We start from the raw sequence: 23173 nt of genomic DNA, 5'->3' as shown, positions 1-23173 counted from the left end.
TATCATGCCAACTCCATAAAAAGTGGGTTAAACGGCGATGAATGTAGAAAAAATCATAGTTGATATCCTGGCAACTACCTCTGACAAGACCCTTGGTTTGACAATACCTCAATTAGGTATACAACCCAAGCTGGCTATAGAAAATAATCGAATTGATTTAACCTTGGAAGCAGGTTTCCCAACCAAATTGTTAGAAAGCAGCCTCATACCTCACCTTAGCGAACTCTTGCAACAAGCCTTGCCAAATTATCAAATTCGGATCGCAATGGATTTCTTTGTTAGAGCTCATCGTACTCAATTAGCGGGTAAAGGATTACGTGGGGTTAAGAACACCATTGCTGTTGCCTCAGGCAAAGGTGGTGTAGGAAAATCAACAGTCACCGTCAATCTGGCAGTTGCTTTGGCTCGCGCCGGAGCGAGAGTCGGTGTTCTTGATGCTGATATTTATGGGCCCAGTATTCCCTTAATGCTGGGGAAAGCCAAACCCGTAGAAATCAGTGGCGACCATTATTTACCGGCATCTGCACACGGTATACAGGCTATGTCCATTGGCTATCTCACCGATAATGAGCAGGCCCTGATCTGGCGTGGTCCAATGCTGGCAAAATCACTGTTACAAATGCTGGATATTACTCTCTGGGACGAATTGGATTATTTATTTATCGATTTACCTCCCGGAACCGGCGATATTCAATTAAGTTTGGTGCAAAAAATACCTTTAACCGGCGCAGTTGTAGTAACAACCCCACAGAATGTGGCTACTCTCGACGCACAAAAAGCCATAAAAATGTTTGCTAAAACCGGCATTGACGTTCTTGGCCTGGTGGAAAATATGTCTTTACATATCTGCAGTCAATGTGGTCATCAGGAAGCCATTTTTGGGACGGGTGGTGGACAAAAACTGAGTGAAAACTTCCAAACAACGTTATTAGGGCAGCTGCCTCTCGACAGTCGTATTCGTAGTCAATGCGATGAAGGTCTCCCTATTGCTGCTCAAGGTGATGATGAATTAGCAAACGCTTTTATCAAAACAGCCCTACAAACAGCGGCTACTATAGCTAAAAAACCCTTAAATTATGCTGATAAATTTCCCCCCATCATAGTTGAGCAATAAAAAACCAAATTGAATTTAATATATACTTAAACGAAACACCGTTTTTCGTGTTAAACTAAAGGTATTTTTTACAAATAAGTGATTACCCATGTCTGAAAATTACACAGCTGAAGCAATAGAGGTGTTAAGCGGCCTTGAACCGGTACAACGCCGACCTGGCATGTACACTGACACAACCAGACCCAATCATTTAGCACAAGAAGTGATCGACAATAGCGTCGATGAAGTAATTGCTGGCTTTGCCAATCAAATCATCGTCACGTTGCATGAAGATGGCTCGATCGAAGTGGAAGATAATGGACGTGGTATGCCAGTTGATTTACACCCGCAATTAGGCTTAAGTGGTGTCGAAGTCATTATGACTCGTCTGCATGCTGGTGGTAAATTTTCCGATAAAAATTACAGCTTTTCTGGTGGATTACATGGTGTAGGGGTCTCTGTAGTTAATGCCCTATCTGAGCGGGTGGAAGTTATCATTAAGCGCAACGGCATTATTTATGGTATGTGCTTTGCCAATGGCGACAAGTTAGAAGAACTTAATGAACTTGGCGTAACCAAAAAACGAGATACGGGAACGATTATCCGTTTCTGGCCCAATGCTCACTATTTTGATACAACAAAAATCTCTGTTAAACAACTTACTCATGTTCTGCGTGCCAAAGCGGTTCTTTGCCCAGGCTTGTCCATGACCTTCAATAATATGGCCACGAATGAACAAACTCATTGGTGTTATGAGAAAGGCCTGGCAGATTATCTATTACAATCCTTAAACAATGATTACTTCCCCGACGAGCCCTTTACCGGTGAATTTGCCAGTGAAGAAGCAACCGTGGATTGGGCTTTGGTCTGGTCAGCCACATCTGGCAACAGTAATTTAAATGAAAGTTATGTGAATCTTATTCCTACCGCACAAGGTGGTACCCACGTTAATGGCCTTCGAGCAGGCCTGTATGATGCCCTGGCTGCATTTTGTGAATTACGTAATTTGTTGCCACGCGGGGTGAAATTAACCGCAGACGATCTCTGGGAACCCTGCCAATATGTACTATCAGTGAAAATGAAAGAACCGCAGTTCGCCGGTCAAACAAAGGAACGTTTAAGTTCCAGACAAACAGCGGCCTTTGTCAGTAACGTGGTAAAAGATGCTTTTTCTCTGTGGCTTAACCAGCATCGTAGTCAGGGAGAAATGATTGCGGCTTTTGCAATTGAGCGCGCTCAAAAACGTCTACGTCAAGCCAAGCAAGTTGCCCGCAAGCGCGTCAACCAGGGCCCTGCCTTACCAGGAAAACTAGCCGATTGTCTGCAACAAGATTTAAGCCAGGCGGAATTATTCCTGGTTGAAGGTGATTCAGCAGGTGGTTCAGCTAAACAAGCCCGTAACAAAGATTTTCAGGCTATTCTGCCTCTACGAGGAAAAATCCTGAACTCCTGGGAAGTAGAGTCAAATGAAGTATTAGCTTCACAAGAAATTCATGATATTTCCGTTGCTATTGGCGTTGATCCGGGTTCCACTGATTTGGCCGGCCTGCGTTATGGGAAGCTTTGTATTCTTGCTGACGCTGATTCAGACGGGGCACATATTGCTACACTCCTCTGTGCACTCTTCTTACGCCACTTCAAACCACTGGTTCAGGCAGGCCATGTCTTTGTTGCCATGCCTCCTTTGTATCGAATTGACGCAGGTAAAATAGTGCATTACGCGTTGGATGACGAGGAAAAACAAGCCATTATCACGCAACTGTCTCAAACCACGAAAGCGAAAATTAACGTTCAGCGCTTCAAAGGCTTGGGTGAAATGAACCCTATGCAATTGCGTGAAACCACTATGGATCCCAATACCAGACGTCTGGTACAGCTCACGCTTGAAGATGAAGAGACAACCGTAGCCATGATGGATATGATGCTGGCCAAAAAGCGGGCTTCCGACCGTAAAGCCTGGCTGGAAACCAAAGGAAACCTGGCTGAAGTATAACCAGGTTTCACGGTTAATTTTTATAGCATCTTTCCTTATACTCGATTAGCCTCCAAAATACGTAGTCGATGAATTCTTAAGCAAGCACTAACACCTTGCTTAAGAATTTCTTCTAATGCCATTCCTCTCAGTTACTTCCAGCGTTACCATTTTAGTAAGGGGATTAAATTAGAGTAATCATCGGTCCACAATTGACTCTCTCTTTTCGCAACAAAACGCCACCCGTCACTCCGCATTAAATAAATTGACAAAGGTTGGTTGGCTGTAAGCAAGACCCATTCTGATTGAAATTGGCCTAACCTATTATTGCCAGCATGCCCTTTATGCAATACCAGCAATTCAAGTGCACGCCCGGCTGCGGTCAGTACAGGCAGCAGATTCAGATGGCGATTACTGATATTCACCAAAATAACCCCATCAGTGGTAATTTTTTGCTGGTAAAGCTTGAATGCTTCTATGGTTAGTAAATGGGTCGGAATGGCATCAGAAGAAAAAGCATCAACAACGACTAGCTCTGCAAGTTTATCTTTACTCTGCAATATCAAACGGCCATCCCCTTCTACTAAGGAAACCCTCGGCGGACAATCCCGTAAATAGGTAAAAAAAAGGCTGTTTTTTGCTATATCAAGTACTTGCTTATCAATATCAATGATCTCAACCTGATCCCCTTTGTGAAACTGGCAAGCCATCATCCCGGTTCCCAAACCTAAGATAGTAGCCCGCAACGGCTGATAGGTTTCTTGTAAATGTCGCACTACGGGTAACATGGGACCGTAATAAGCCATAGCCCCATTCCCAGGCCCTTGGGCTCCTTCCAGTTGAAAACCATGCACCGTATTCTGACTCATTAACACATGTGCTCCAAACTGGGAAACAACTTGTTTTACACCATAAAAATTGCGTTGTTGGCTTAAAATTTTTGTTTGTTTGAACCAGGGGGAAAATAAAAAAACGAATAAAATACTCATACCCACAAACAGAGTGATTCTATTTTTTGGCCAAATAATAATACAAGCTAAGGCTAGAATCTCAGCCAGGTGATATTTCTTAAGCCATAAAACCCACGGTTGATTCGGCAAACAATAATTAAGCATTAATAGGACAAGAACAACAAAGGGCATCCAACCTAAACGGATAGATTTAGATAGAGGCAAACACAGGAGTGCCAGCAGGAAAACCAAAGGATACTCATAGGCATCATTAAAAATTCTTGGTGCTAACAAGCCATTAAACAAACCAGCTAATACGCCACCCAAAGCAAGGCAAAAATAAAAACTTGTCAACTGACTGGCTGGCGGCCGCATCCTTACTAATTCACCATGGCATAATAAAGCAAACATAAAAAAACTGACTAAATGAAAAATAATTAACTGCCAGCCTTGCAGCAAACTAGCGCCAAAGATAAATACAAGCACAGGGAAAATGGCACATAATAAGGTGGAGCGTACCACCCAGGCATGAGAAATAAGTGGTTTTCTGGCAAAGGTCAGGACAAAAGACAATAAATAAAGTGCTAAAGGAAATACCCAAAGTAAGGGCGTAGCTGCAATATCAGTCGATATATAAAAAGTCACCCCCAACATTAAACTACAAGGGATAAAACTATAGCTTACCCAACAAAAAATAGATTGCCAGTCGAGCTTGCTTTTCTTCTGTGTTAACTCTAAATGCTGATAAGGGAGAGCAAAAAATAGAAATCCCAAAAATAGCAGGTAAATAACAAAAACAAATTGCCAGTAACGAAATTGCTGTCCTAAACCGAGTGCATATTCAATTATCCAGGGATAACTTATTAAGGCTAACAAACTACCTATATTGGAGGCCACGTACAAAAAATACGGATCATTGGCATATTTATCCCGCGTTTGACTATAAGCAAATTGTAACAACGGTGCGGAAGCACCAATGACTACCAGGGGTAATCCTAGCTGAATGATTAAATCTTTTAAAATAGAAAACTCAGGTATTGAACCACTCTCAGAAGGAACAAAGGGCTGTAATAAAAAAATCAGACTTAGTAAAGCGACCACAACATGCAGTATTCTTCCACACCACCAATTAGCAAAACGACTAAGCAACCAGGCATAACCGTAGGCTAACAATAATAGTGCCTGGAAGAACAACATACAGACTGTCCAAACGGCCGGTGTACCACCATAGAGAGGCAACATCGCCTTGGCTACCATAGGCTGGATAACAAATAATAAGGCCGCACTTAAAAACAGACTGGTGGCAAAAAGAAGTTGTATCACTTATCTATCCTATTTCTGCACCACCTGAGTTAAGCACCCAGATATTGCATTCGAATTCCAATCAGCGAGGATTGTGGCTGATATCTTAAAACTAAGGAAGATTTTTTTTCCTTAGTTCGAGTCGTCGACCTTGCGCGGGGGCTAACCTGAACTTCTGGCTCCCGCGAATGAGTCCTGAGGGCTTCCCACAAAATTTTTCCCCTCTACGAACCGCGTTTTATGCCGTAGAGATAGACACAAAAATATAATAAAACTTAAATTATATGACTCCATGCTTTCTTAGGAGCTGCGTCCCGGGCTTTATGCACGGAATCCAGTGAAGTGATAGAAATTCTACAATTATTTTAGATCATGCTGGGTTCCGGTTATAAAGCGCGGGGCGTTGGCTGTGTGTGGGAAACTCTCAAGCAAAGGTTAAGTCAGGATCAAGATCGAAATCAGCAGCAGGAACTAAGTCCTGCTGCTTTCTTTAGCGCTGTTTACAGATTATTTGGCCCGTGATGCATTTAACATCCAACGTGATTTCTCATGCTCTTCAATACGATTAGAAAGTAAATTGGCAGTACCTTCATCATTATTTTCTTGTGCTAAGGTCATTGCCTGGTTTAGATCTTTCACCAACGTATCATGATCCTTAGCAAGTTCGATCACCATCTGGTTAGCATCAAGGCTGGAATCACCATCTTTTATCTTCTTTAATTGCTCAAATTCCTTAAACGTCGCTGGCGCTTTATGCCCCATAATGCGGAGACGTTCAGCGACTTGATCAGCTGCCTCAGCCAATTGCAGATATTGCATTTCAAATAACTCATGCAACGCCTTAAATTGGGGACCGGTAACATGCCAATGATAATTTTGGGTTTTTAAATACAATGCATAAGTATCTGCCATGATAATTGATAGTTTTTTGACGACATCGCTCATATGAAACTCCTTGTTATTTCTTATGTATTAAAGATAGCGTAAAAAGAAGATATTTTAAAATCAATTAGTTAAATCATAACGATTGATATTGTTTATCGTTAAACCTTCCCAGGATATATAAGAAAATATCCATGTACCCTTCAATAATAGGCTGCAAAATAAGATAATTCATCAATTTCAGCAAACAGAGGGAATAATTTGCTAGAATTATGCCGTCTAATTAATAAAGTCTGAGGCAATATGAACGACCAATTGCATATTCTGAACACGAGTGATTTAGAGTCTATTAGAGGGGACAATAAAGAACTCGCTTTGCAATCCCTGGAGGCTGGCAAAGTCATTTACTTTCCTAATTATGCTTTTTCTCTTCAGACAGCAGAAACCGAGCAATTACTCACGGAAACAATCCTGGATGGTAAACATAAAAATGTCAGTTTTGATTATAGCCGCCAACGCTTAGGTGGTTATCGCCAGCAGCGCGATGAAAATGCCCTATCTGCCCCATTAAAGGCATTTATGCAGCGCTATGCAGAATTTGCGAAGCAATTGGTAGATACCTTAATTCCCCAATATCAAGAGGCTCTGCTATGGGGAAGAACGAGTTATCGCCCTGCCGAGATTGAAGGAAGAGTCAGCTCAAAGCGCAAGGATGATACTCGTCTGCATGTTGACTCTTTTCCAGCCAGCCCAGTTAACGGGCAACGTATATTACGCGTCTTTTGCAATATTAACCCGCATGGAGCACCAAGAGTCTGGCATCTGGGTGAGCCGTTTGCCAAAGTGCTTAACCGCTTTGCCGCAGGGATTCCAAACTATAGTCCAATCCGCGCTAAATTTTTACATTGGGTAAAAGCAACTAAAACGCTGCGCTCAGCCTATGATCACTATCAGCTCAATTTACATGATACGATGAAGCTTGATGATGAATATCAACAAACCGTCAATAAACAACGATTTGATTTTCCTGCCAATAGCACGTGGATAGTCTTTACTGATCAAGTTTCCCATGCTGCCTTAGGGGGGCAATTTTTGTTGGAACAAACTTTTTATCTGCCTGTAGACGCCATGGCAAATCCTTCTTTATCACCTTTAAAATATTGGGAAAGAGAACGGCCTGGCAAACTCGCTTAAAGTCTTATAGCCTGCTAAAAATCTAGCAGGTTGTTTTTGTAATAGCGACCTAATATACTTAGAGTGACTGTGGTTTTGGATAACTATAAGGATGTATAATGTTATCAGCCAACATGATTCCACGCCATGAGCTCCAACAGATCATCATCCAGCTTGAACAGGCACTTAGTGAACATTTACAATGGTATAGCACGCTCCTTCGCGCCCTTGTTTGCCATTTACCCATTGATAATAATAATCTACAAGCCGATGGGCACCATAAATGTATCTTTGGTCAATGGCTATGCACATCAGCCCCTAAAGAACTCAATGACTATCCTGGATTTCTTACTATCGATGAAGCACACAAAAAAATACATCTTCTCGCTTTACAGCTAGTGAAAGAAACAGCAACAGGAAATATCAGCCCTGTTAGCTATGATCTTTTTAGCAGCGCACTGGCCTATTTACAGCTGGAAATTACTGCATTAAAAGGTGAACTAGAGTCCTTATTATATAATCGCGATGCGTTGACTGGGGCTATTTCACAATTAGGCATCTTACCCATCTTGCGAGAACAACAGGAATTAGCCAAGCGCCAGGATCAAAATTGTTGTATTGCCATGGTTGATCTGGACCATTTTAGTGAGATTAACGAGCAACACGGACGCTACATAGGCGATAAGGTATTAGCAGCTGTCGCACATTACCTCATTGATAATCTCAGGCCTTATGACAGAGTATTTCGCTATGGTGGTGAGGAATTCCTGTTATGTATTCCTTTCACTGGACTAGCCCCAAGCCAAAAAGTGGTTGAGCGCTTACGAAGAGGTCTTGCCACTATAACCATCGATGCAGGCCAGCAGGAAACTATTCGCATTACAGTTTCCACCGGTTTAGCCTTACTTGATCCCCACATGCCTATTGAGCAATGTATAGATCACAGCATGCAGGCTATGAGCACCGCAAAGGCTGCTGGAAGAAATTGCGTAAAAATTTGGGAAACATCAAACGAATAATAAGCACAAGGAAGTATTAAATAATGAGGACGATCGCATTGTTTGAAACTCACAATACGATGCCCCTTATAAGACGCAGGAATTTTTCAATTCTTATTTTGAGTACATGGGTACAATCTGAAGTGCTTCTGTTGTTTCAAGATCCATATCATCAGTTTCTTCTGCTGTTTGCTCTGATTGTTGCTCTGCTTCATGGAAAAGACGCATTTTTCTTGCATAGCTCCCTGATTCCGTTTTTTGCTTTTTATGGATCCCCGTTTTTTCCCCTGGGGCAGAAGGCCTGGCAGAATCTGTTTTTCGTTTACGCGCCTCTGGTTGTGATGCCTGCACAGCTTGAAGATATCCAACTCTGGCTTCTTCTGCTACTGCTAAAGCTGCTCGAAGGTCCTTCAAATGTTGAATAATATGAATAGCGTTTCCTTGCTGCTCTGCCTTGGTATTACGTTTAAATAAAGGTGCAAATTCCTTTTTATCTGCCTTGTGCTGAAGCGCTTTTTCTTTTTCTTCCAGGGCTATTGTCGCCTTTTCTTCTTTAGTTAACGTTTTCTTTTCTTCTTTGGTGAGCGTTCTTTTTTTAAAGGGTTGTTGACTCTCCAGGACGCGATCCAGGAATTCCAGTTTTTCCTGCAGAGGTAAACTTTCTCTAAAGGCATCCATATGCTTCTTCAATAGGATTCGTTTCTCCATTGGGGAAGCAGCTTCTTTGTAAGCATTGGTTTGTTTAAATTTGAGTTCTTCCTGAGTAATCCCATTATCAGAGATGGCGTTCAACTTTCTGAAAACCTGATTTAAGATACTTGCCTGTTGCACTTGCAAAGAGCCTTTATGATCTTGCTCACAAAACTTCTTAAGTAAGTGGGGAGTCACTCTTTCTGCGAAACTCAGTTGTTTGCGATAGTCATTAAACACACCGAGGGTTCCTTGTTCAAATTTTTCTATAAAAGGAAGGCATAGATCATATTCATTCGTATCTTTCATTAACTCTTGTAATGTCTTCTTGAACTTATTCACTCGTTTCTGAAACGCTTCACGATCTTCTTCTCTGCCGTGCTTACTATCCGCACCCGTTAATCGGCGTAGCCATGCATCTCTTTCGCACAACTTAAGAAGAAGAGATTTTGAATCTTTACACAAAGCCCAAAGCTCTGATCTTTTGATAAAACTGGGTAAAACATGCGTATCTCTACCTAATTTTTTTGCATCATCTTCTATTAAAATCAATGGATTAATAACTTTTTTCCCCAATTCCATCATAAAAGCTTCTGATGCGGATACAGCTCGACCAAGGCTAGAAAATCTTTCCATTAACTCTTTGTAATCATGTTTAATTTGCTTTAGAGTGCGGGCATAATTGGTTCTGATCTGTTTATTGGTATTTGGTTCAATACTTACGGTAGGCATGAGGTACATCCTTAGAGAAAAAGCTTTTATAAGTATAGTCCTCGTACATTAAGGAAATCTTAAGAAAGTATTAAGCGTTTCTTAAAAAAATATTAAGAGATTTTCATTGATAAAATAACGCAAAATTAGCGAGTGAAGTGACTTTTTTTATGAATTCTGTTATCTAAGTTCATTGGCTGAAGAAGTAATAGGACATTTTTGGTTGTGACAACTCCACACAAAACACTTAACTCATATGCTTTTCCCATTATTTTAATTACTTCCATTTTGCTGGGAGGCTTGGCTGGCCATTTCTTTGGCTCCAGTGCCCGTTATTTAAAACCTTTGGGCGATATTTTTCTCAATTTAATTTTTACAGCAATTGTACCACTCATTTTTTTCAGTGTATCTTCGGCTATTGCACGTGCAGGCTCTTTGGGAAAACTGGGAAAAATTATTTTCTATATGGCTATTGTTTTTCTGTTTACTGGAATGGTAGCAGCTGTCTATACCATTTTTATTGTAAAGTTATTCCCGCCCGCACAAGATGTTTACTTACAGTTGGCAACCCCTGAGAAAGTAGCCACGATCAGTTTTTCCAGTCAAATTGCCGCTATCTTCACTGTTCCGGATTTTTCCAAACTCCTCTCCCACGAAAATATGCTTGCCTTAATTGTCTTTTCAGTTTTAGTGGGGCTGGCTGTTGCCACTACCGGCGAAAAAGGCAAATTATTCAACGCCTTTTTGCAATCAGGTGAAGAAATTTTCATGCGCGTTTTTTCGTTCATTATGTATTACGCCCCCATTGGTTTTTTTGCTTATTTTGCTGTTTTAGTGAGTGAACTGGGTCCTAAATTAATGGAAAGCTATGTTCGCATTACTGTCATTTATTATGTTTCGTCACTGGTTTATTTCATCGCTGCTTATACTTTTTACGCCTACCTCGCCGGTAAAACAGCTGGGATAAGAACATTTTGGAAGAATGTATGGCTTCCTGCGACTACAGCCATCGCAACCTGTAGCAGCGCTGCCAGCATTCCTGCCAATTTGATTGCCACAAAGAAAATGAATGTTACCCCAGAAATTTATGAAACAGCCATCCCGCTTGGAACCATCATTCATAAAGATGGCTCTGTGATAGGTGGTGTTTTTAAAATTGCCTTTTTGTTTGGTATTTTTCATCTGGATTTTTCTGGAGCAACCGTGTTACTCACCGCGCTGGGTGTTTCCTTACTGGTTGGGACAGTCATGGGAGCCATTCCAAGTGGTGGTATGCTCGGTGAATTATTAATCCTGACTATCTATGGATTTCCACCTTCAGTACTGATAGTTATAGCAGCGATTAGCATTCTTATCGATCCTCTCGCGACCATGTTAAATGTGACAGGTAATAGCGTAAGTAGTATGATGATTGCCCGTTTAGTCGAAGGAAAAAAATGGTTACTGCCCAAAAATAACAGTACTGTTTCGAATTGAAAGCCAATCAACAATAGGATTTAACATGAATAACCCGCCAAGATGCCCCGAATGCAACTCTGAATACACTTATGAAGACGGCCTGCTTTTTATTTGCCCGGAATGTACCCATGAATGGCCGAAAGATATCTCAGAAAAGAGCACTGATAAAGAAACTGTCATTAAAGACGCGAACGGAAATATCCTACAAGATGGTGATACGGTGACTGTGATCAAGGATTTAAAAGTGAAAGGCTCTTCATTGGTCGTAAAAGTAGGTACTAAAGTTAAAAATATAAGATTAATTGAGGGTGATCACGACATCGATTGTAAAATTGACGGCATTGGTCCTATGCAATTGAAATCGCAGTTTGTAAAAAAGGTATAAATGACTATCCGTCATGCCGGTGCTCACCATGACAACTGGAAAGCATCCTATTTTTCAGCCATGCTTAATAACAGGGATGAGTTTAATGAAATCAACAATGGTATGAAATAGGATGCAAAACTATCTAATCGAAACAAAACGCCTGGGTTTGCGTTTTATGCGAAGGGAAGACATTGAACATCTCAGAAGCCTGGATAAGGATCCAGTTGTTAAAGAATTCTTTCCCGAGGGTACTCTGACTGATAATGAAATTAAAGCCTATATGAATGACTGTATGGTGAACTGCAAAACCAAAGGCCTACCCTGCTTTGTTATTTTTAAACTTCAAACCAATGATTTTGTTGGTGAAGCTTATTTTGATCACCTTGATAGCGGCGAAACCAAAGTGGGTTATCTTTTTCATCAGAAATACTGGAATAAAGGTTATGGCACAGAAGTACTAAGCGCGCTGCTGGATTGGGCAAAAACTTATATTCAAGCAGACTATATTATTGCTTATGCCGATAAGAAAAATAAAGGCTCGTTTCGCGTAATGAAAAATTGTGGTATGGAATACTATAAGGATGATTATTATTTGGATATGGAATGTCGTTTTTACCGTATTAAAAATCAATAACATGAAATTAAGAACTGCCGCCAGCTTCTAGATTCAGACAAAATAAATTAACAATATTACTTAGAACTTTTTCACAAATTTTGAGTTGTTCGATACTGACAAACTCATTAGGTCGATGTGCCTGCTCAATGTCACCCGGACCACAAACAATCGTAGGAATATGTGCATCTTGAAAAATGCCCGCTTCCGTTGAATAAGAAACTTTCAGCCGCTCTTTTACACCGGTAACCATACGCACTAATCGCGTAATGAGAGCATCTTCCGCCGCGTTAAAACCAGTGGAGTCAGATATTTGATCGAGGTAAATCGCAGCATCCGGGTGTATTATTTTCATTTCAGGTAATAATTCATCACGAATATAATTTTCAATTTGACTACGGAAATTTTCACGTAGAAATTGTGGGATATATCGCACATCAAAAATAAATTCACAATTACCTGGGGTAACATTCGCAGCAATTCCACCACTGATAATATTCGTAGAAATCGTTGTGAAAGGAACATCGAAATCCTCATCAAAAGGACCGTTTTGCCTCAGGTAGCTAGCAATATTGCTTACGTAAGCAATCAAACGACTTGCATATTCAATTGCATTACAACCACGCATGGGAAGTGATGAGTGCGCTGCCAAACCCTTGACCTGACAGTGATAAACTTGCCTGGATTTCTCTCCAACTATTGGCCGCATATTAGAAGGCTCACCAATGATGCAAGCTTCTGGCTGCAGACCTATTTTCCGTAAATACCTGGTTAAAACGTCCGCTCCTATACAGCCAACTTCTTCATCATAGGTAAAAGCAAAATGGATAGGTTTTAAAAGATTTAATGTTTTAAATGCGGGTACAAGAGCAAGTAAAACAGCAACAAATCCTTTCATATCGCAGGCCCCACGACCATAAATTTTGCCATCTTTTTCGGTGGCGATAAAAGGATCTGTATCCCAAGGCTGTCCAGCGACAGGAACTACATCGGTATGGCCAGAGAATATAATACCTCCCTGTGTTTCACCACTGATTGCAGGGATAGTTGCCAATAAATTTGCTTTAGATTTTTTCTTGTTGTAAATAAGACGATATGGAATATCATACCGTTTAAACCAGGCCTCAATTGCCTCAATTAATTGTATATTCGAATTACTGGAAATGGTGTTAAAACCAATAAGATGCGAAAGCCATTGTAATGTATTCATAATATTCTTAGCGTCGACTCACCTGGGTAAACCTAATTATCTCGCGCTTATTCGGATTTCTAATCCGCTACATTCAATCTTTAATTCATACTAAACTAATTTTTTAGTTAACCAAAGGACTAAATCATCATCCACGGCATAACGACCACCAGGGACAACATAATTGTAGTGAGACGTTATCCCCAGACCATCAGGTAGATATCCTCTTTTTATATAGAGTCTTTGCGCCTGTCCGTAATCGCCATAAAGCCCAACTCCCAATCCACATCGAGTACTTTTTTTAACACTCTCCTGTTCAGCCCGATCGAGCAAACAGGAGCCAATCCCCTTATTACGATAAGGTGGCAATACATTCAGATCCATAATTTCCGGAATGTTTTGATCTCGAAATGATTGGTAGGACGATAGCCATTTTAGAGTAACATAACCGGCAAAATCATCTTGGGAAAAAGCAAGCCAGATAATACGCTCACCTCTGTTTTGTTCCGCTAAATAAGTCATAAACGTTGACGCAGGTTTTACCCAATCATGTCCGCTAAATTTTTCTACAATGGGCTGAATATCAGTTTGCATTAACAATCTGAGACTAATCTTATTCTCATTTTTAATGACAGTATCAGATATATTTTTTGCCATATAGACCATCAGAAAATCATAGTTTTCTGGTTTTAAATTAAATAATGGAGAAAAGCCTTGTGCTTGGTAAAATTGATAAGTCTTTAGATAATTTTTATCCGCTTCCATTGGCGCTAATGTTTCCACTGTTAAAGTAGAAGCATTTAATCGATGCGCATAATTCATTGCCGACAAAATCAGAAGAGAACCTACCCCTTGACGATGATTCTCGCGCATGACTCCCATCCAATAAATATTGGCCGTTGTTGGATAAGGAAAATCCAAAGATAAAAGTCCTACATAATCATTACCAAGCTTTGCTGCAAAATTAATTCTATCTAAGACACCCCTTGCATAGTGTTCATTACAGGCAGGCAAACCAAAATACTCAGGCAGATCTGCTGTAATCTTGCGACATAAATTTTGCGCAATTTTAGGAGAAAGCTGTTCAATGGTAATCATCATTTTATCTCCCCAAACTATTAAGCATAAGCTATTGGATATCTTTCCAAGGTAGTTTAAACCTAATTGGTACGTTAGACTTGACCCATTTGGTTTAAGGATAAAGTTGATGAACAGATTAAACAACAAAATCATCCTGGTTACCGGAGGTGCTTCGGGTATTGGTGAAGCTGCTTGCCGTTTACTCGCCAAAGAGGGAGCGCAGGTTGCCTTACTCGATATCAATAGAGAAAAGGGAGAAAAAATTGTTGCCGAAATCAATTACCAGGGCGGGAAGGCTAAATTTTGGCCAATGAATGCCGTTCTTGAGAAAGAAGTGCAAACCACGTTTTCTCAGATTAGTGAAACCTGGGGCCGAATCAATGTATTAGTCAATAATGTAGGTATTATTGGCGATAATAAACCGACCCATGAACTCACCGAAGCAGAATGGGATAAGGTAATGAACATTAATGTCAAAAGTGTTCTCTTCTGCACCAAACATGCTATTCCTCATCTGAAAGAAGCCGGTGGCGGTAGTATTATCAACATGTCTTCTTTACATGGTTTAATTGGTACACCTGATTACCCAGCTAACCACGCCGCTAAAGCAGCAATTCGCTTAATGACTAAAACAGATGCGATGCTTTATGCGAAAGACAAAATTCGTGTTAACTCTATTCATCCCGGTTACATTTGGACTCCCCTACTGGAAGAAGTAGCACGTAAATCCGCGCTAGGTTATGAAGAATTTATTGCCCGGCACAATACAATTCAACCCATTGGCCATATAGGTCAACCAGAGGATATTGCCTATGCCATTGTCTATCTTGCTTCTGACGAATCTCGCTTTATGACAGCCAGCGAACTCGTCATTGATGGCGGCTTATCAGGCGGTCAGCTCGTTGCAAGCTGTTAAAAATGGGACCTACAGAGCTTCGCTTCTTTGTCTTTCTCCTTGGCTCTAGACCCAAGAATCGTGTTCAGTCATACTAGTTCTGGTTCCTTGTGGAACTACATTGCGTTGGACCCTCTATGGACTTCTTCCGAAGAAGTCGAGTGAATTATTTAAAGGAATAATTATGACATTTATAAAAAATATCGGTTTTATTTTTCTAGCAGTCTATTTAATCCTGGTTGCTCTTAGTACTCTAGCACCAGGTATTTCCATTCCAAGTATCGTAGTGGCAATTGTCGCCCTGGTCGCTGCCATTTTTATTCTTATTGGTAAATGACGTCGTGTTCTACAAGCAACATTAGCCGGGGACTTTATTGTCCCGGCGCCTTTGATTTTCTTATTTTCTAATCCCAATCTCCAGGAATAATTGCCAAGCTCAATCTGTTTTTTCTTTACATTGCTCTGCCGTTACATAAACAAGATAAGGTTGCTGTCCATTTCTATCCACACGATAGATAAGTCCCATGTTATGTTGAAAAAATAAGGTGGCATCTTTGCTTTTACAAACTGCTTCCCCACTAAATATCTCATTCAACCGCTTCTGGACAAGCACCGGGCTAATTTGCAGAGAGGCCTGTTGGAGTGGATTCAAATTGACAAATCGATAATAGAAAACCATGTTGTTGCCTTCAACAGCGACCTTGTACCACTCCAATGTTTCTCCCCATTTTACGGGCAGCTCCTTATTTTTAGCCTGTATTTTTTTGACAAGTTGCTCGCGAAAATCATCTTTTATCGTTTCATATTCGTAGATAAGATAAATATCGGTTAATGATTTAAAAAGAATTAATGCAATAACTATTTTTGCCATAATTGGCCACAGTCGTCTCCCTTTATAGTTCACTGAACTGCGTCCTGTTACAATCCATAAAAATACGGTATATAGCGGCGCAACCGCCAGTATTAGATAAATAAAAGAAACGCTCTGTATCGAGTTAGAGCTGTAAAAAAACTGAATGAGATAAACAAAACCCTGAAGTAAAAGTGTACCCCCTACAGCAACAACCCAAAATGTTAGCCATAATGGGTACTCTCCCCGCCATAATTTTTTGAGCATGATTATCCTTTATTGAAAAATTTCATGCGGCCAATTCATAGTGATCGAACATCCACCAGCAATTGCTAACAGATCATAAACACGTGCAACTACTTGACCATATCCTAACATACCGTTACCGAGTTTCATGATTTTGGTTGCTCATCATCAACTCCCTAGTCTAAGAGAGGTACTTTACTGTGTAGGATTAAGAGCAAATTATGATTAATTATAGGACAGCATTAAAATTAGGGCTCCATTACAAACAACCTTCAACATAATGTGTTTCCTGATTTCTACCACTGTAAATTTGCGTGATTACCTTAGCATCCGTTTCAAAGCGAATGGCACGATCCTTCAATGTTTCAATAAGGGTAAGATAATGACCGTTTTGATCATAGTGATGGGGTTCAACTTCTAGCTTGCCAGCATACAAAGCTTGTACTTGTGCTTCCGAATCACCAATTCTTGCCCCTTTTGAGGTAGAAAAAGACGAGGAAGTGATATTAATACGTACAATTTTATCGCCGGAAATCATGAAGGATAAACCCTGAGTTCCTTTTAGGCTAACATAAAAACAACTTTCATCTTCCGCTTGATCTACCTCCGGTTTGGTAGAGCCAAATTTCATCCCAGCGACCTGCTCTGCCTGTTTTAAGGTCATACCAATTTGGATGGGTCCAAAGCCCTCTGGCGATAATTGCCAATCGTTTATCGTTGATGCAGAGAGGCTGCCCACCAATCCCGCTGCTAAAAAAAATATAAAAATAATTCGTTGCATAGCCGCCCCTTGCTAACAATGGTAGTTTAAAAATAAAAACAACAGTTTTTGATCGAAAATAACTCCTAATATTTCCTTAATATTTATTTAATTTAACTAGGATAGAATAGCAAATTCTCTTTTAGTCAGGTGGGAAAATGAAGTTTCTTATAAAGAGCATTGATGATAGTGAATTTGAATTATCTCTTGATGACAAATCTACTATTCTCGATTTAAAATCGCAAATAGTAGATTATTATAAGAAAAAATTTACAGATCAATGTACTGTTGAAGATATTAATGATCTGCGAGTGCTTTTTAATAGGAAAGCCCTACTAAATAATCATGTTAGTTTGGGACAATTATTCGATAGCAAAGAGACAAATCTTTTATATCTTATTGTCCCCAAGCGTCATCGAGATCAACGTTATATTTCTAAAGAAATAAGTGAATTTTTTTCGGATAAAATTACCAGCGACCTTAATTTGGTAGGTATCAAGAAAACGCTTGGTTATCTCACTACACAGGAAATTGTTGAAGGCGGCTACAATATTGAAGAATTAAAAAGCGCTTTCAGACAAAAGGGGATTACGACTTATATTAATGAGAGCAAAGGTTTTTTTTATGCCTATGATAAGCCATCCCTGCAAGCGCTTCTAAACTCCAACCTTACTTGTTTAGAAAAAAATGGCTGGCCTGGAGACGTTGATGAGTTTGTTCGGCAAGTGTGTGAGGTTACAGCCACAGAACCAGGGTTATGGAACCTAATTCATCGTGCATTTACTGATGCCTCCTGTGTCTTGCTTACCAGTACACTAACTATTTCGGAAACGTCTCCCATTAATTTGTTAATCCGCTCCCAAACAAGTAGTGGCCTTTTGGCTCTCCAGGACGATGAAGAGGTAGTACCAGAAAAAATGGGTACAGTAACACCGTCCAGTCTATATGCTTAATATCCTTGTTAAAGAGGAAGTTAAATTGCCCCTCTCTCTAGAAGCAAGTTCTTAATTTGAATTTTCTCAGGGGTATTACACAGAGCAAGCGGCGTTTGTTGTTTACTATCAGGCGCATTGATATCAATAGTTGTATTTGCTAATAACCAACGTACTGTTTCTAAATGCCCTGCAAGTACAGCGTAGTGAAGTGCTGAATAGCCTTCACTATCAATAGCATGTACATCCGCCCCTTTATCAACAAGCACGTTCAGAGCGGCATTATTTCCTGCCTGTGCTGCTAACATGATAGCGGTACGTCCTCTTCCATCAAGAACATTAAGATCTTTGCTGGCCTCACAGCAAAGAATAGTAATATCTTTATTGCTATAACGAGCAGCATAATGGAGCGCTAATCGTCCCTTGCTATCTGCCAAGGTTGCGGCTTGCTTCATCGCTATCAGAATACGGACACAATCGGTTTTATTATTTAAAATAGCGGTATGAATTGGATAACAGAAATAATTATTTTTAATCAAGGCCAGCTCAGGATTTGTTTTCAGAACCTCGGCCAATAAAGTAGAAAAATCGTGAATTGCCATCAATTGGAGTACTGTATCCCCACCAATATCCTGATGCCCCAGGGTTTTTGGTGACTTCTCCCTTAATAGTCTAAAAATTCTTATTTTCTTTTCTTTTAAGTCATCCTCATAAAGCATAGGCATTACTAAAGCACTAAAAATAGGTAGTTGCGACTGTTTATTGGCGTTGTCAAAAGCAGCACCAAGATCAAGCAAAACCGAAACAGTATAAAAATGCCCTGCCAAAGCAGCGATATGCAAAGGTGTATTTCCCTGAGCATCGGGTTTATTTAATAAATCCCTTTGTGGATTTAAGGAAGTGATTACTTGATCGAGCCCCAAGAAGGCGGCTGCCTGGATAGTATTCCTGCCCTCAAACGCGTCTACCTCCTTCCCGAGATCCTGAGGAATATTGATTAGAAATTCTTCGAGGTAGTCTGTTGCCAGTTCCTCATAGTTGTCATAGTTTTCTTCTGGCTTATCAGTAAAGCGGATATCTCTGGATACTTTTTCATAACACCATTGCGCTAAAATCTGGACTCTCTCTTCATCACTCTGCTTTGAATTAAGGCCTAATTCTTCATATAAGGCATTAAATTCCATCATTACTCCTCTAAGTAATCACTATTTTCACCACGCACATTGTGATGAAGCAGATACCATCTTATTCCAGAGTATAGGCTATTCGATGGAACTGGTAATTATTTTAAATACATGACATAGTCCCCTGATTAAGTAAATATCTATCCTAAACTTCTATGAAGAATCAATTAGTTATTATTGGCGATACCAATACAGGTAAAACTCAACTCATACACTATCACTGCAGCGATCATTATGAACCCACACCAACCATTGGTGCAGAATACGTATTTCGCCTTAAATCCGATTGGTTAAGTGCCTGTTGGGATATGAGCGGACACCCACGCTATAAGAACATTCATCCTTTTTATTACCACAATGCTCAAGGCATTGTAGTTGTTTTTGATTTGACCAATAGAGCAAGCTTTTGCCACGTCGAACATTATGTCAATGACGCCAAAAGATTTGTCCTGAAAAACCGGTTTATTATCCTGGTAGGCAATAAGTCGGATCTTCATAAACAACGAGAAATCAGTCACGATGAAATTGAGGCACTAACAATAAAATTACAAGCAGAAGCTAATAATATTATTGCCTATGTTCAAACAAGCGCGCTCACTGGTGATGGGGTTGATGAATTATTTCGCCATATCAAGAAAGCATTTACAAAAAAAAGCTGGAGTCTTGAACACTCATTTTTTGCAAAAAGCAACGTTGTGAATATGCCGGTTGATATAACCGATGAAGAAATGGCAGACACCTATGTAGCAAACAGGAAGGACTCTGACCTGGCTCGAGGACATCGATAATCGCGTTATTCCGTTGACTACTGTGCCTGTAACTTATTAATGGCCTCTTTTAATCCAGCCGGAGAACCTATTTCATAAAAGCGTTCAAATACTTCATAACCATACAATTCTCCCCGAAGCGATAAATCATGGAAGAGTTCAGCCAAGTCAAACGGTTCTCCCTTAGGAAAATGCTCCAAGAGAGATGCAGACAAAATACTTAATCCATAATCAATATATTGCATGTTAGAAGAGGGGTTCTGTTTGTTATATTCAATAATTTTATTGTCAGTAAATAGAACATTACTGATGTCCCCCTGATTTTCATTTTTAAATACTGTCATTAAGGCAGGCTTGCCACTTTCATGAAAACTTCGCTCTACAGCGTTGAAATCAATAGGGAGATAAGAGTCCCCATAAAGAATAAAAAAAGCATCACCTAAAAGCGCTAATGCTTGTCTTAACGCCCCCCCCGTCCCGAGAAGACGAGGGCCATCCCAAGAATAACGTATTTGTAAATCGTAGGCAGAACCATCCCTTACAATAGCTTCAATCTGCTCACCCAAATGCCCCACACAAAGAACTACCTCTCTTATTCCTTGCTTGCGTAAATAACGGAGTTGATGATTGATAAAAAATTCGCCTGCCACTTTTACCAATGATTTAGGAATTTCCTCAGTAACAGGAAGTAAACGGGTCGCGAGCCCGCCGGCTAATAGGGCAACTGGTAAACTCATGTAAGACGTCCTCCCTTATTCAGGTCAATTGAGTGACTAGCGCTCTGATAATATTTGCAGACAACTAGATATAATGATATCAATAAAATTCCCATCTCATGGGAGTATCGATTTTTGGATAGGCCATTAACAGATGATAAATAAGCAAAAAAACAATACATCGTCTCATCTTGCAGTAATTGGCGCAGGACCATCAGGTCTGGCTGTGAGCCTTTTTCTGAAGGATACACCGGAGATCCTGGAAAGTAAAAATCATGTTGGCGGACATGCGTCATCGTTCCTCGCCAATGGCTTTACTTTTGATTATGGCCCGCACATTTTATTTTCTCGTGATAAAGACATTTTAGATTTTATTGTTGCTACCTTGGGTGAGAATGTTGCCCGGTGTCGACGTAACAATAAAATCTCCTATAAAGACCGGTTGCTTAAATACCCTTTTGAGAATGACTTAAAAGCGCTATCCCTGGAAGATAATTATGACTGTATCCGTCATTTTATTTTTAATCCTTATAAAGAAAAATACGCAAACCCAGCCAATATGAAAGAGTGGTTTTTAAAAACCTTTGGCGAAGGGATTTGTTCACGCTATTTATTTCCCTACAATGAAAAAGTATGGAATATTCCGGTAGAACAACTTTCAATGTCCATGGCTGATCGTATCCCTAACCCTCCCCCGGAAGACATTCTCAAATCTTCCTTGGGGTATACGACTGAAGGTTATCTGCATCAACTCTATTATTTCTACCCGCAAGCCGGTGGTTATCAAGCGATCAGTGAAGCCTGGAAGAAAACGAGTCCCATTACCTATCAATTTACCGTTGATAAGGTGCAGTTCATTAACGGCAAAATCAGATTGTTTGATCTGGACGGCAGCATGAAAGAATTTGATCAAGTTATCAGTACAATGCCTGTTCACAACCTCATTACCAAGTTAGATATCGCAATACCTGATGACATTAGATTGGCTGTCGAACAATTAATTGTTAACCCCATGTTTGTTGTTTCTTTTGGTATACGTGGCGTTGACAACAATCAATATACCGCAGTTTATTTTCCAGAAGCAGAATTCCTGGTCAATCGAATCAGCTATCCGTGTACCTTTTCTGCAGCGAATGGGCCAGAAGGACATTGGAGTTTACAAGCTGAAATCACTTGCGCTAAAAACTCCGCAACCTGGAACAGGTCAGATACGGAAATATTAATGCACACTAAACTAGGTTTACAAAAGCGAAAACTATTGCCTCCTGACGACGAAATTGTTTTTGAGAAAATTGACCGTATAGAGCATTCTTATGTTGTCTATGACGTCGGTTATGAAGAAAATATTGCTAAAGTAAGGTCCTGGTTTGCCTCCCTGGGAATCCATTTGTTAGGCCGCTTTAGTTATTTTGAATATATCAATGTTGATATGGCAGTCGACAGGGCCATTAAGCTCGCAGCAACATTAAATGGTGATAAGGCGGATTGCCACCAAACGAAATTACTTTATTTAAAAAATGCCCTAACTAAACTAACCGGATCTGCTTTATGCCAGATGTAAATTTCATTTTGGATTTTCAAAAAAATAAAGATTATCCCTATCTGGAAGAAATCAATGAAGGTATCGTAAAGCAAATACCACCTGCCAAAGGATCAGCAACTATTTTAGACGTCGGTGCAGGTAGAGGCCTCTTGGGTGCCGCTTTAGCCCAGCTTGGCTATGAAGTGTTTGCCCTGGAATCAAATGTTTTCATTGCTGAAGAAGCAAAAAAGAGAGTTCATCAAGTTATCTGTGCCGATCTGCATGAAGTAGCAACCGTGCGCGATGTGTTGCAAGGTAAAAAATTTAATTACCTTGTTTTCTCTGATGTGCTGGAACATGTTTATGATCCCTTACAAATTTTGCGAGATTATCAGGAGTTTCTCCAACAAGATGGGAAAATCCTGATCTCACTCCCCAATGTAGCAAATTGGCTGAATCGCTTACGTCTTGTTTTTGGCCTCTTTAATTACGAAATGACAGGCGTCATGGATCGCACCCATATACGCTTTTTCACCTTTGGTTCTGCTAAAAAGATGGTTAAAGCCAGTGGCTGCAATATTGAAAAAGTAGACTGTACACCATTCCTGGTAAGGGCTTTTCTACCCATTATTAAATCTCTACTTGGCCGTCACAAAAGCGGTAACACAAACTCGATTATTGCCTCACCTTATTATCAATTTTATTGTAAATTCTTATATCCTATTGAATATTGGATTAGGCTCAATCACCATTTAAATTGAATACAATAAAAAAATCCGTAAACTGTTATTTTTCACAATTTCAAGGGAATAGTAGTCAAATG

Annotated in this window: 22 protein-coding genes; 13 read left to right on the top strand and 9 right to left on the bottom strand. The window is 40.1% G+C overall.

The genetic code is table 11. The features are described from left to right. Positions 1–37 precede the first annotated feature (37 nt). Together apbC and parE are read left to right on the top strand one after the other, a co-directional pair. Positions 38–1114: an iron-sulfur cluster carrier protein ApbC gene (gene apbC / locus Lfee_RS02360; protein WP_058443685.1), complete on the top strand. Its 1077-nt coding sequence runs from the start codon at positions 38–40 to the stop codon at positions 1112–1114. Positions 1115–1202: 88 nt separating this feature from the next. Further along, positions 1203–3086 (top strand): DNA topoisomerase IV subunit B, encoded by a 1884-nt coding sequence (gene parE, locus Lfee_RS02355; protein ID WP_058443684.1) that lies wholly within the window; start codon positions 1203–1205, stop codon positions 3084–3086. 143 nt (positions 3087–3229) lie between these two features. On the opposite strand, the gene Lfee_RS02350 is transcribed toward parE, so the two are convergent. Beyond that, positions 3230–5338 (bottom strand): spermidine synthase, encoded by a 2109-nt coding sequence (locus Lfee_RS02350; RefSeq protein ID WP_058443683.1) that lies wholly within the window; start codon positions 5336–5338, stop codon positions 3230–3232. Between the two features lie 486 nt (positions 5339–5824). After that, complete coding sequence (locus tag Lfee_RS02345) at positions 5825–6262, bottom strand: Dps family protein (RefSeq protein ID WP_058443682.1); 438 nt, start codon at positions 6260–6262, stop codon at positions 5825–5827. A 240-nt stretch (positions 6263–6502) separates the two neighbouring features. On the opposite strand from Lfee_RS02345, the gene Lfee_RS02340 reads away from it, so the two are divergent. After that, complete coding sequence (locus Lfee_RS02340; RefSeq protein WP_058443681.1) at positions 6503–7393, top strand: Kdo hydroxylase family protein; 891 nt, start codon at positions 6503–6505, stop codon at positions 7391–7393. A gap of 98 nt (positions 7394–7491) precedes the next feature. Continuing rightward, positions 7492–8391, top strand: a complete 900-nt coding sequence (locus Lfee_RS16595; protein WP_082646545.1) for a diguanylate cyclase — start codon at positions 7492–7494, stop codon at positions 8389–8391. Between the two features lie 93 nt (positions 8392–8484). On the opposite strand, the gene Lfee_RS02330 is transcribed toward Lfee_RS16595, so the two are convergent. Then, entirely contained in the window at positions 8485–9792 is a 1308-nt protein-coding gene (locus Lfee_RS02330; RefSeq protein WP_058443680.1) for a hypothetical protein, read from the bottom strand. 204 nt (positions 9793–9996) lie between these two features. Between Lfee_RS02330 and Lfee_RS02325 the strand changes: the two genes are divergently transcribed. The 3 genes from Lfee_RS02325 to Lfee_RS02315 all read left to right on the top strand — a co-directional run bounded on the left by Lfee_RS02325 (position 9997) and on the right by Lfee_RS02315 (position 12230). Next, complete coding sequence (locus tag Lfee_RS02325) at positions 9997–11247, top strand: dicarboxylate/amino acid:cation symporter (RefSeq protein WP_058443679.1); 1251 nt, start codon at positions 9997–9999, stop codon at positions 11245–11247. A gap of 25 nt (positions 11248–11272) precedes the next feature. Continuing rightward, positions 11273–11614, top strand: coding sequence for a zinc ribbon domain-containing protein YjdM (locus tag Lfee_RS02320; RefSeq protein WP_058443678.1), 342 nt, complete (start codon positions 11273–11275; stop codon positions 11612–11614). Positions 11615–11726: 112 nt separating this feature from the next. Next, on the top strand, positions 11727–12230 hold the full coding sequence (locus tag Lfee_RS02315; RefSeq protein WP_058443677.1) for a GNAT family N-acetyltransferase: 504 nt from the start codon (positions 11727–11729) through the stop codon (positions 12228–12230). 7 nt (positions 12231–12237) lie between these two features. Here Lfee_RS02315 and argE read toward each other — a convergent pair whose 3' ends face one another. Further along, a complete protein-coding gene (gene argE / locus Lfee_RS02310) occupies positions 12238–13419 on the bottom strand; it encodes an acetylornithine deacetylase (RefSeq protein ID WP_058443676.1) in 1182 nt (393 codons plus the stop codon). Positions 13420–13509: 90 nt separating this feature from the next. Then, entirely contained in the window at positions 13510–14499 is a 990-nt protein-coding gene (locus Lfee_RS02305) for a GNAT family N-acetyltransferase (protein ID WP_238584849.1), read from the bottom strand. A gap of 106 nt (positions 14500–14605) precedes the next feature. Between Lfee_RS02305 and Lfee_RS02300 the strand changes: the two genes are divergently transcribed. Next, on the top strand, positions 14606–15394 hold the full coding sequence (locus Lfee_RS02300) for an SDR family NAD(P)-dependent oxidoreductase (RefSeq protein ID WP_058443675.1): 789 nt from the start codon (positions 14606–14608) through the stop codon (positions 15392–15394). Positions 15395–15557: 163 nt separating this feature from the next. Beyond that, on the top strand, positions 15558–15710 hold the full coding sequence (locus tag Lfee_RS17305) for a hypothetical protein (RefSeq protein ID WP_165482141.1): 153 nt from the start codon (positions 15558–15560) through the stop codon (positions 15708–15710). A 99-nt stretch (positions 15711–15809) separates the two neighbouring features. On the opposite strand, the gene Lfee_RS02295 is transcribed toward Lfee_RS17305, so the two are convergent. Together Lfee_RS02295 and Lfee_RS02290 are read right to left on the bottom strand one after the other, a co-directional pair. Beyond that, the gene (locus Lfee_RS02295; protein WP_058443674.1) at positions 15810–16490 is read right to left on the bottom strand and encodes a hypothetical protein; all 681 of its coding nucleotides are present in this window, start codon (positions 16488–16490) and stop codon (positions 15810–15812) included. A gap of 238 nt (positions 16491–16728) precedes the next feature. Then, positions 16729–17250, bottom strand: coding sequence for a hypothetical protein (locus Lfee_RS02290; RefSeq protein WP_058443673.1), 522 nt, complete (start codon positions 17248–17250; stop codon positions 16729–16731). 137 nt (positions 17251–17387) lie between these two features. Here Lfee_RS02290 and Lfee_RS02285 point away from each other — a divergent pair, with 137 nt between their 5' ends. Further along, positions 17388–18182 (top strand): hypothetical protein, encoded by a 795-nt coding sequence (locus tag Lfee_RS02285; RefSeq protein WP_058443672.1) that lies wholly within the window; start codon positions 17388–17390, stop codon positions 18180–18182. Positions 18183–18202: 20 nt separating this feature from the next. Here the strand turns inward: Lfee_RS02285 and Lfee_RS02280 are convergent, their stop codons facing one another. Then, on the bottom strand, positions 18203–19345 hold the full coding sequence (locus tag Lfee_RS02280; RefSeq protein ID WP_058443671.1) for an ankyrin repeat domain-containing protein: 1143 nt from the start codon (positions 19343–19345) through the stop codon (positions 18203–18205). A 155-nt stretch (positions 19346–19500) separates the two neighbouring features. On the opposite strand from Lfee_RS02280, the gene Lfee_RS02275 reads away from it, so the two are divergent. Beyond that, positions 19501–20133 (top strand): Rab family GTPase, encoded by a 633-nt coding sequence (locus Lfee_RS02275; RefSeq protein ID WP_058443670.1) that lies wholly within the window; start codon positions 19501–19503, stop codon positions 20131–20133. Between the two features lie 17 nt (positions 20134–20150). Here Lfee_RS02275 and Lfee_RS02270 read toward each other — a convergent pair whose 3' ends face one another. Further along, on the bottom strand, positions 20151–20849 hold the full coding sequence (locus Lfee_RS02270; protein ID WP_058443669.1) for a nucleotidyltransferase family protein: 699 nt from the start codon (positions 20847–20849) through the stop codon (positions 20151–20153). Positions 20850–20982: 133 nt separating this feature from the next. Between Lfee_RS02270 and Lfee_RS02265 the strand changes: the two genes are divergently transcribed. After that, on the top strand, positions 20983–22389 hold the full coding sequence (locus tag Lfee_RS02265; RefSeq protein WP_058443668.1) for a protoporphyrinogen/coproporphyrinogen oxidase: 1407 nt from the start codon (positions 20983–20985) through the stop codon (positions 22387–22389). Then, positions 22377–23111, top strand: coding sequence for a class I SAM-dependent methyltransferase (locus Lfee_RS02260; RefSeq protein WP_058443667.1), 735 nt, complete (start codon positions 22377–22379; stop codon positions 23109–23111). The genes Lfee_RS02265 and Lfee_RS02260 overlap by 13 nt, the downstream gene beginning before the upstream one ends. Positions 23112–23173 lie beyond the last annotated feature (62 nt).

This window comes from Legionella feeleii, from assembly GCF_001467625.1.
Taxonomy (GTDB): Bacteria; Pseudomonadota; Gammaproteobacteria; order Legionellales; family Legionellaceae; genus Tatlockia; species Tatlockia feeleii.
This window is presented reverse-complemented; position numbering and strand designations above follow the sequence as displayed.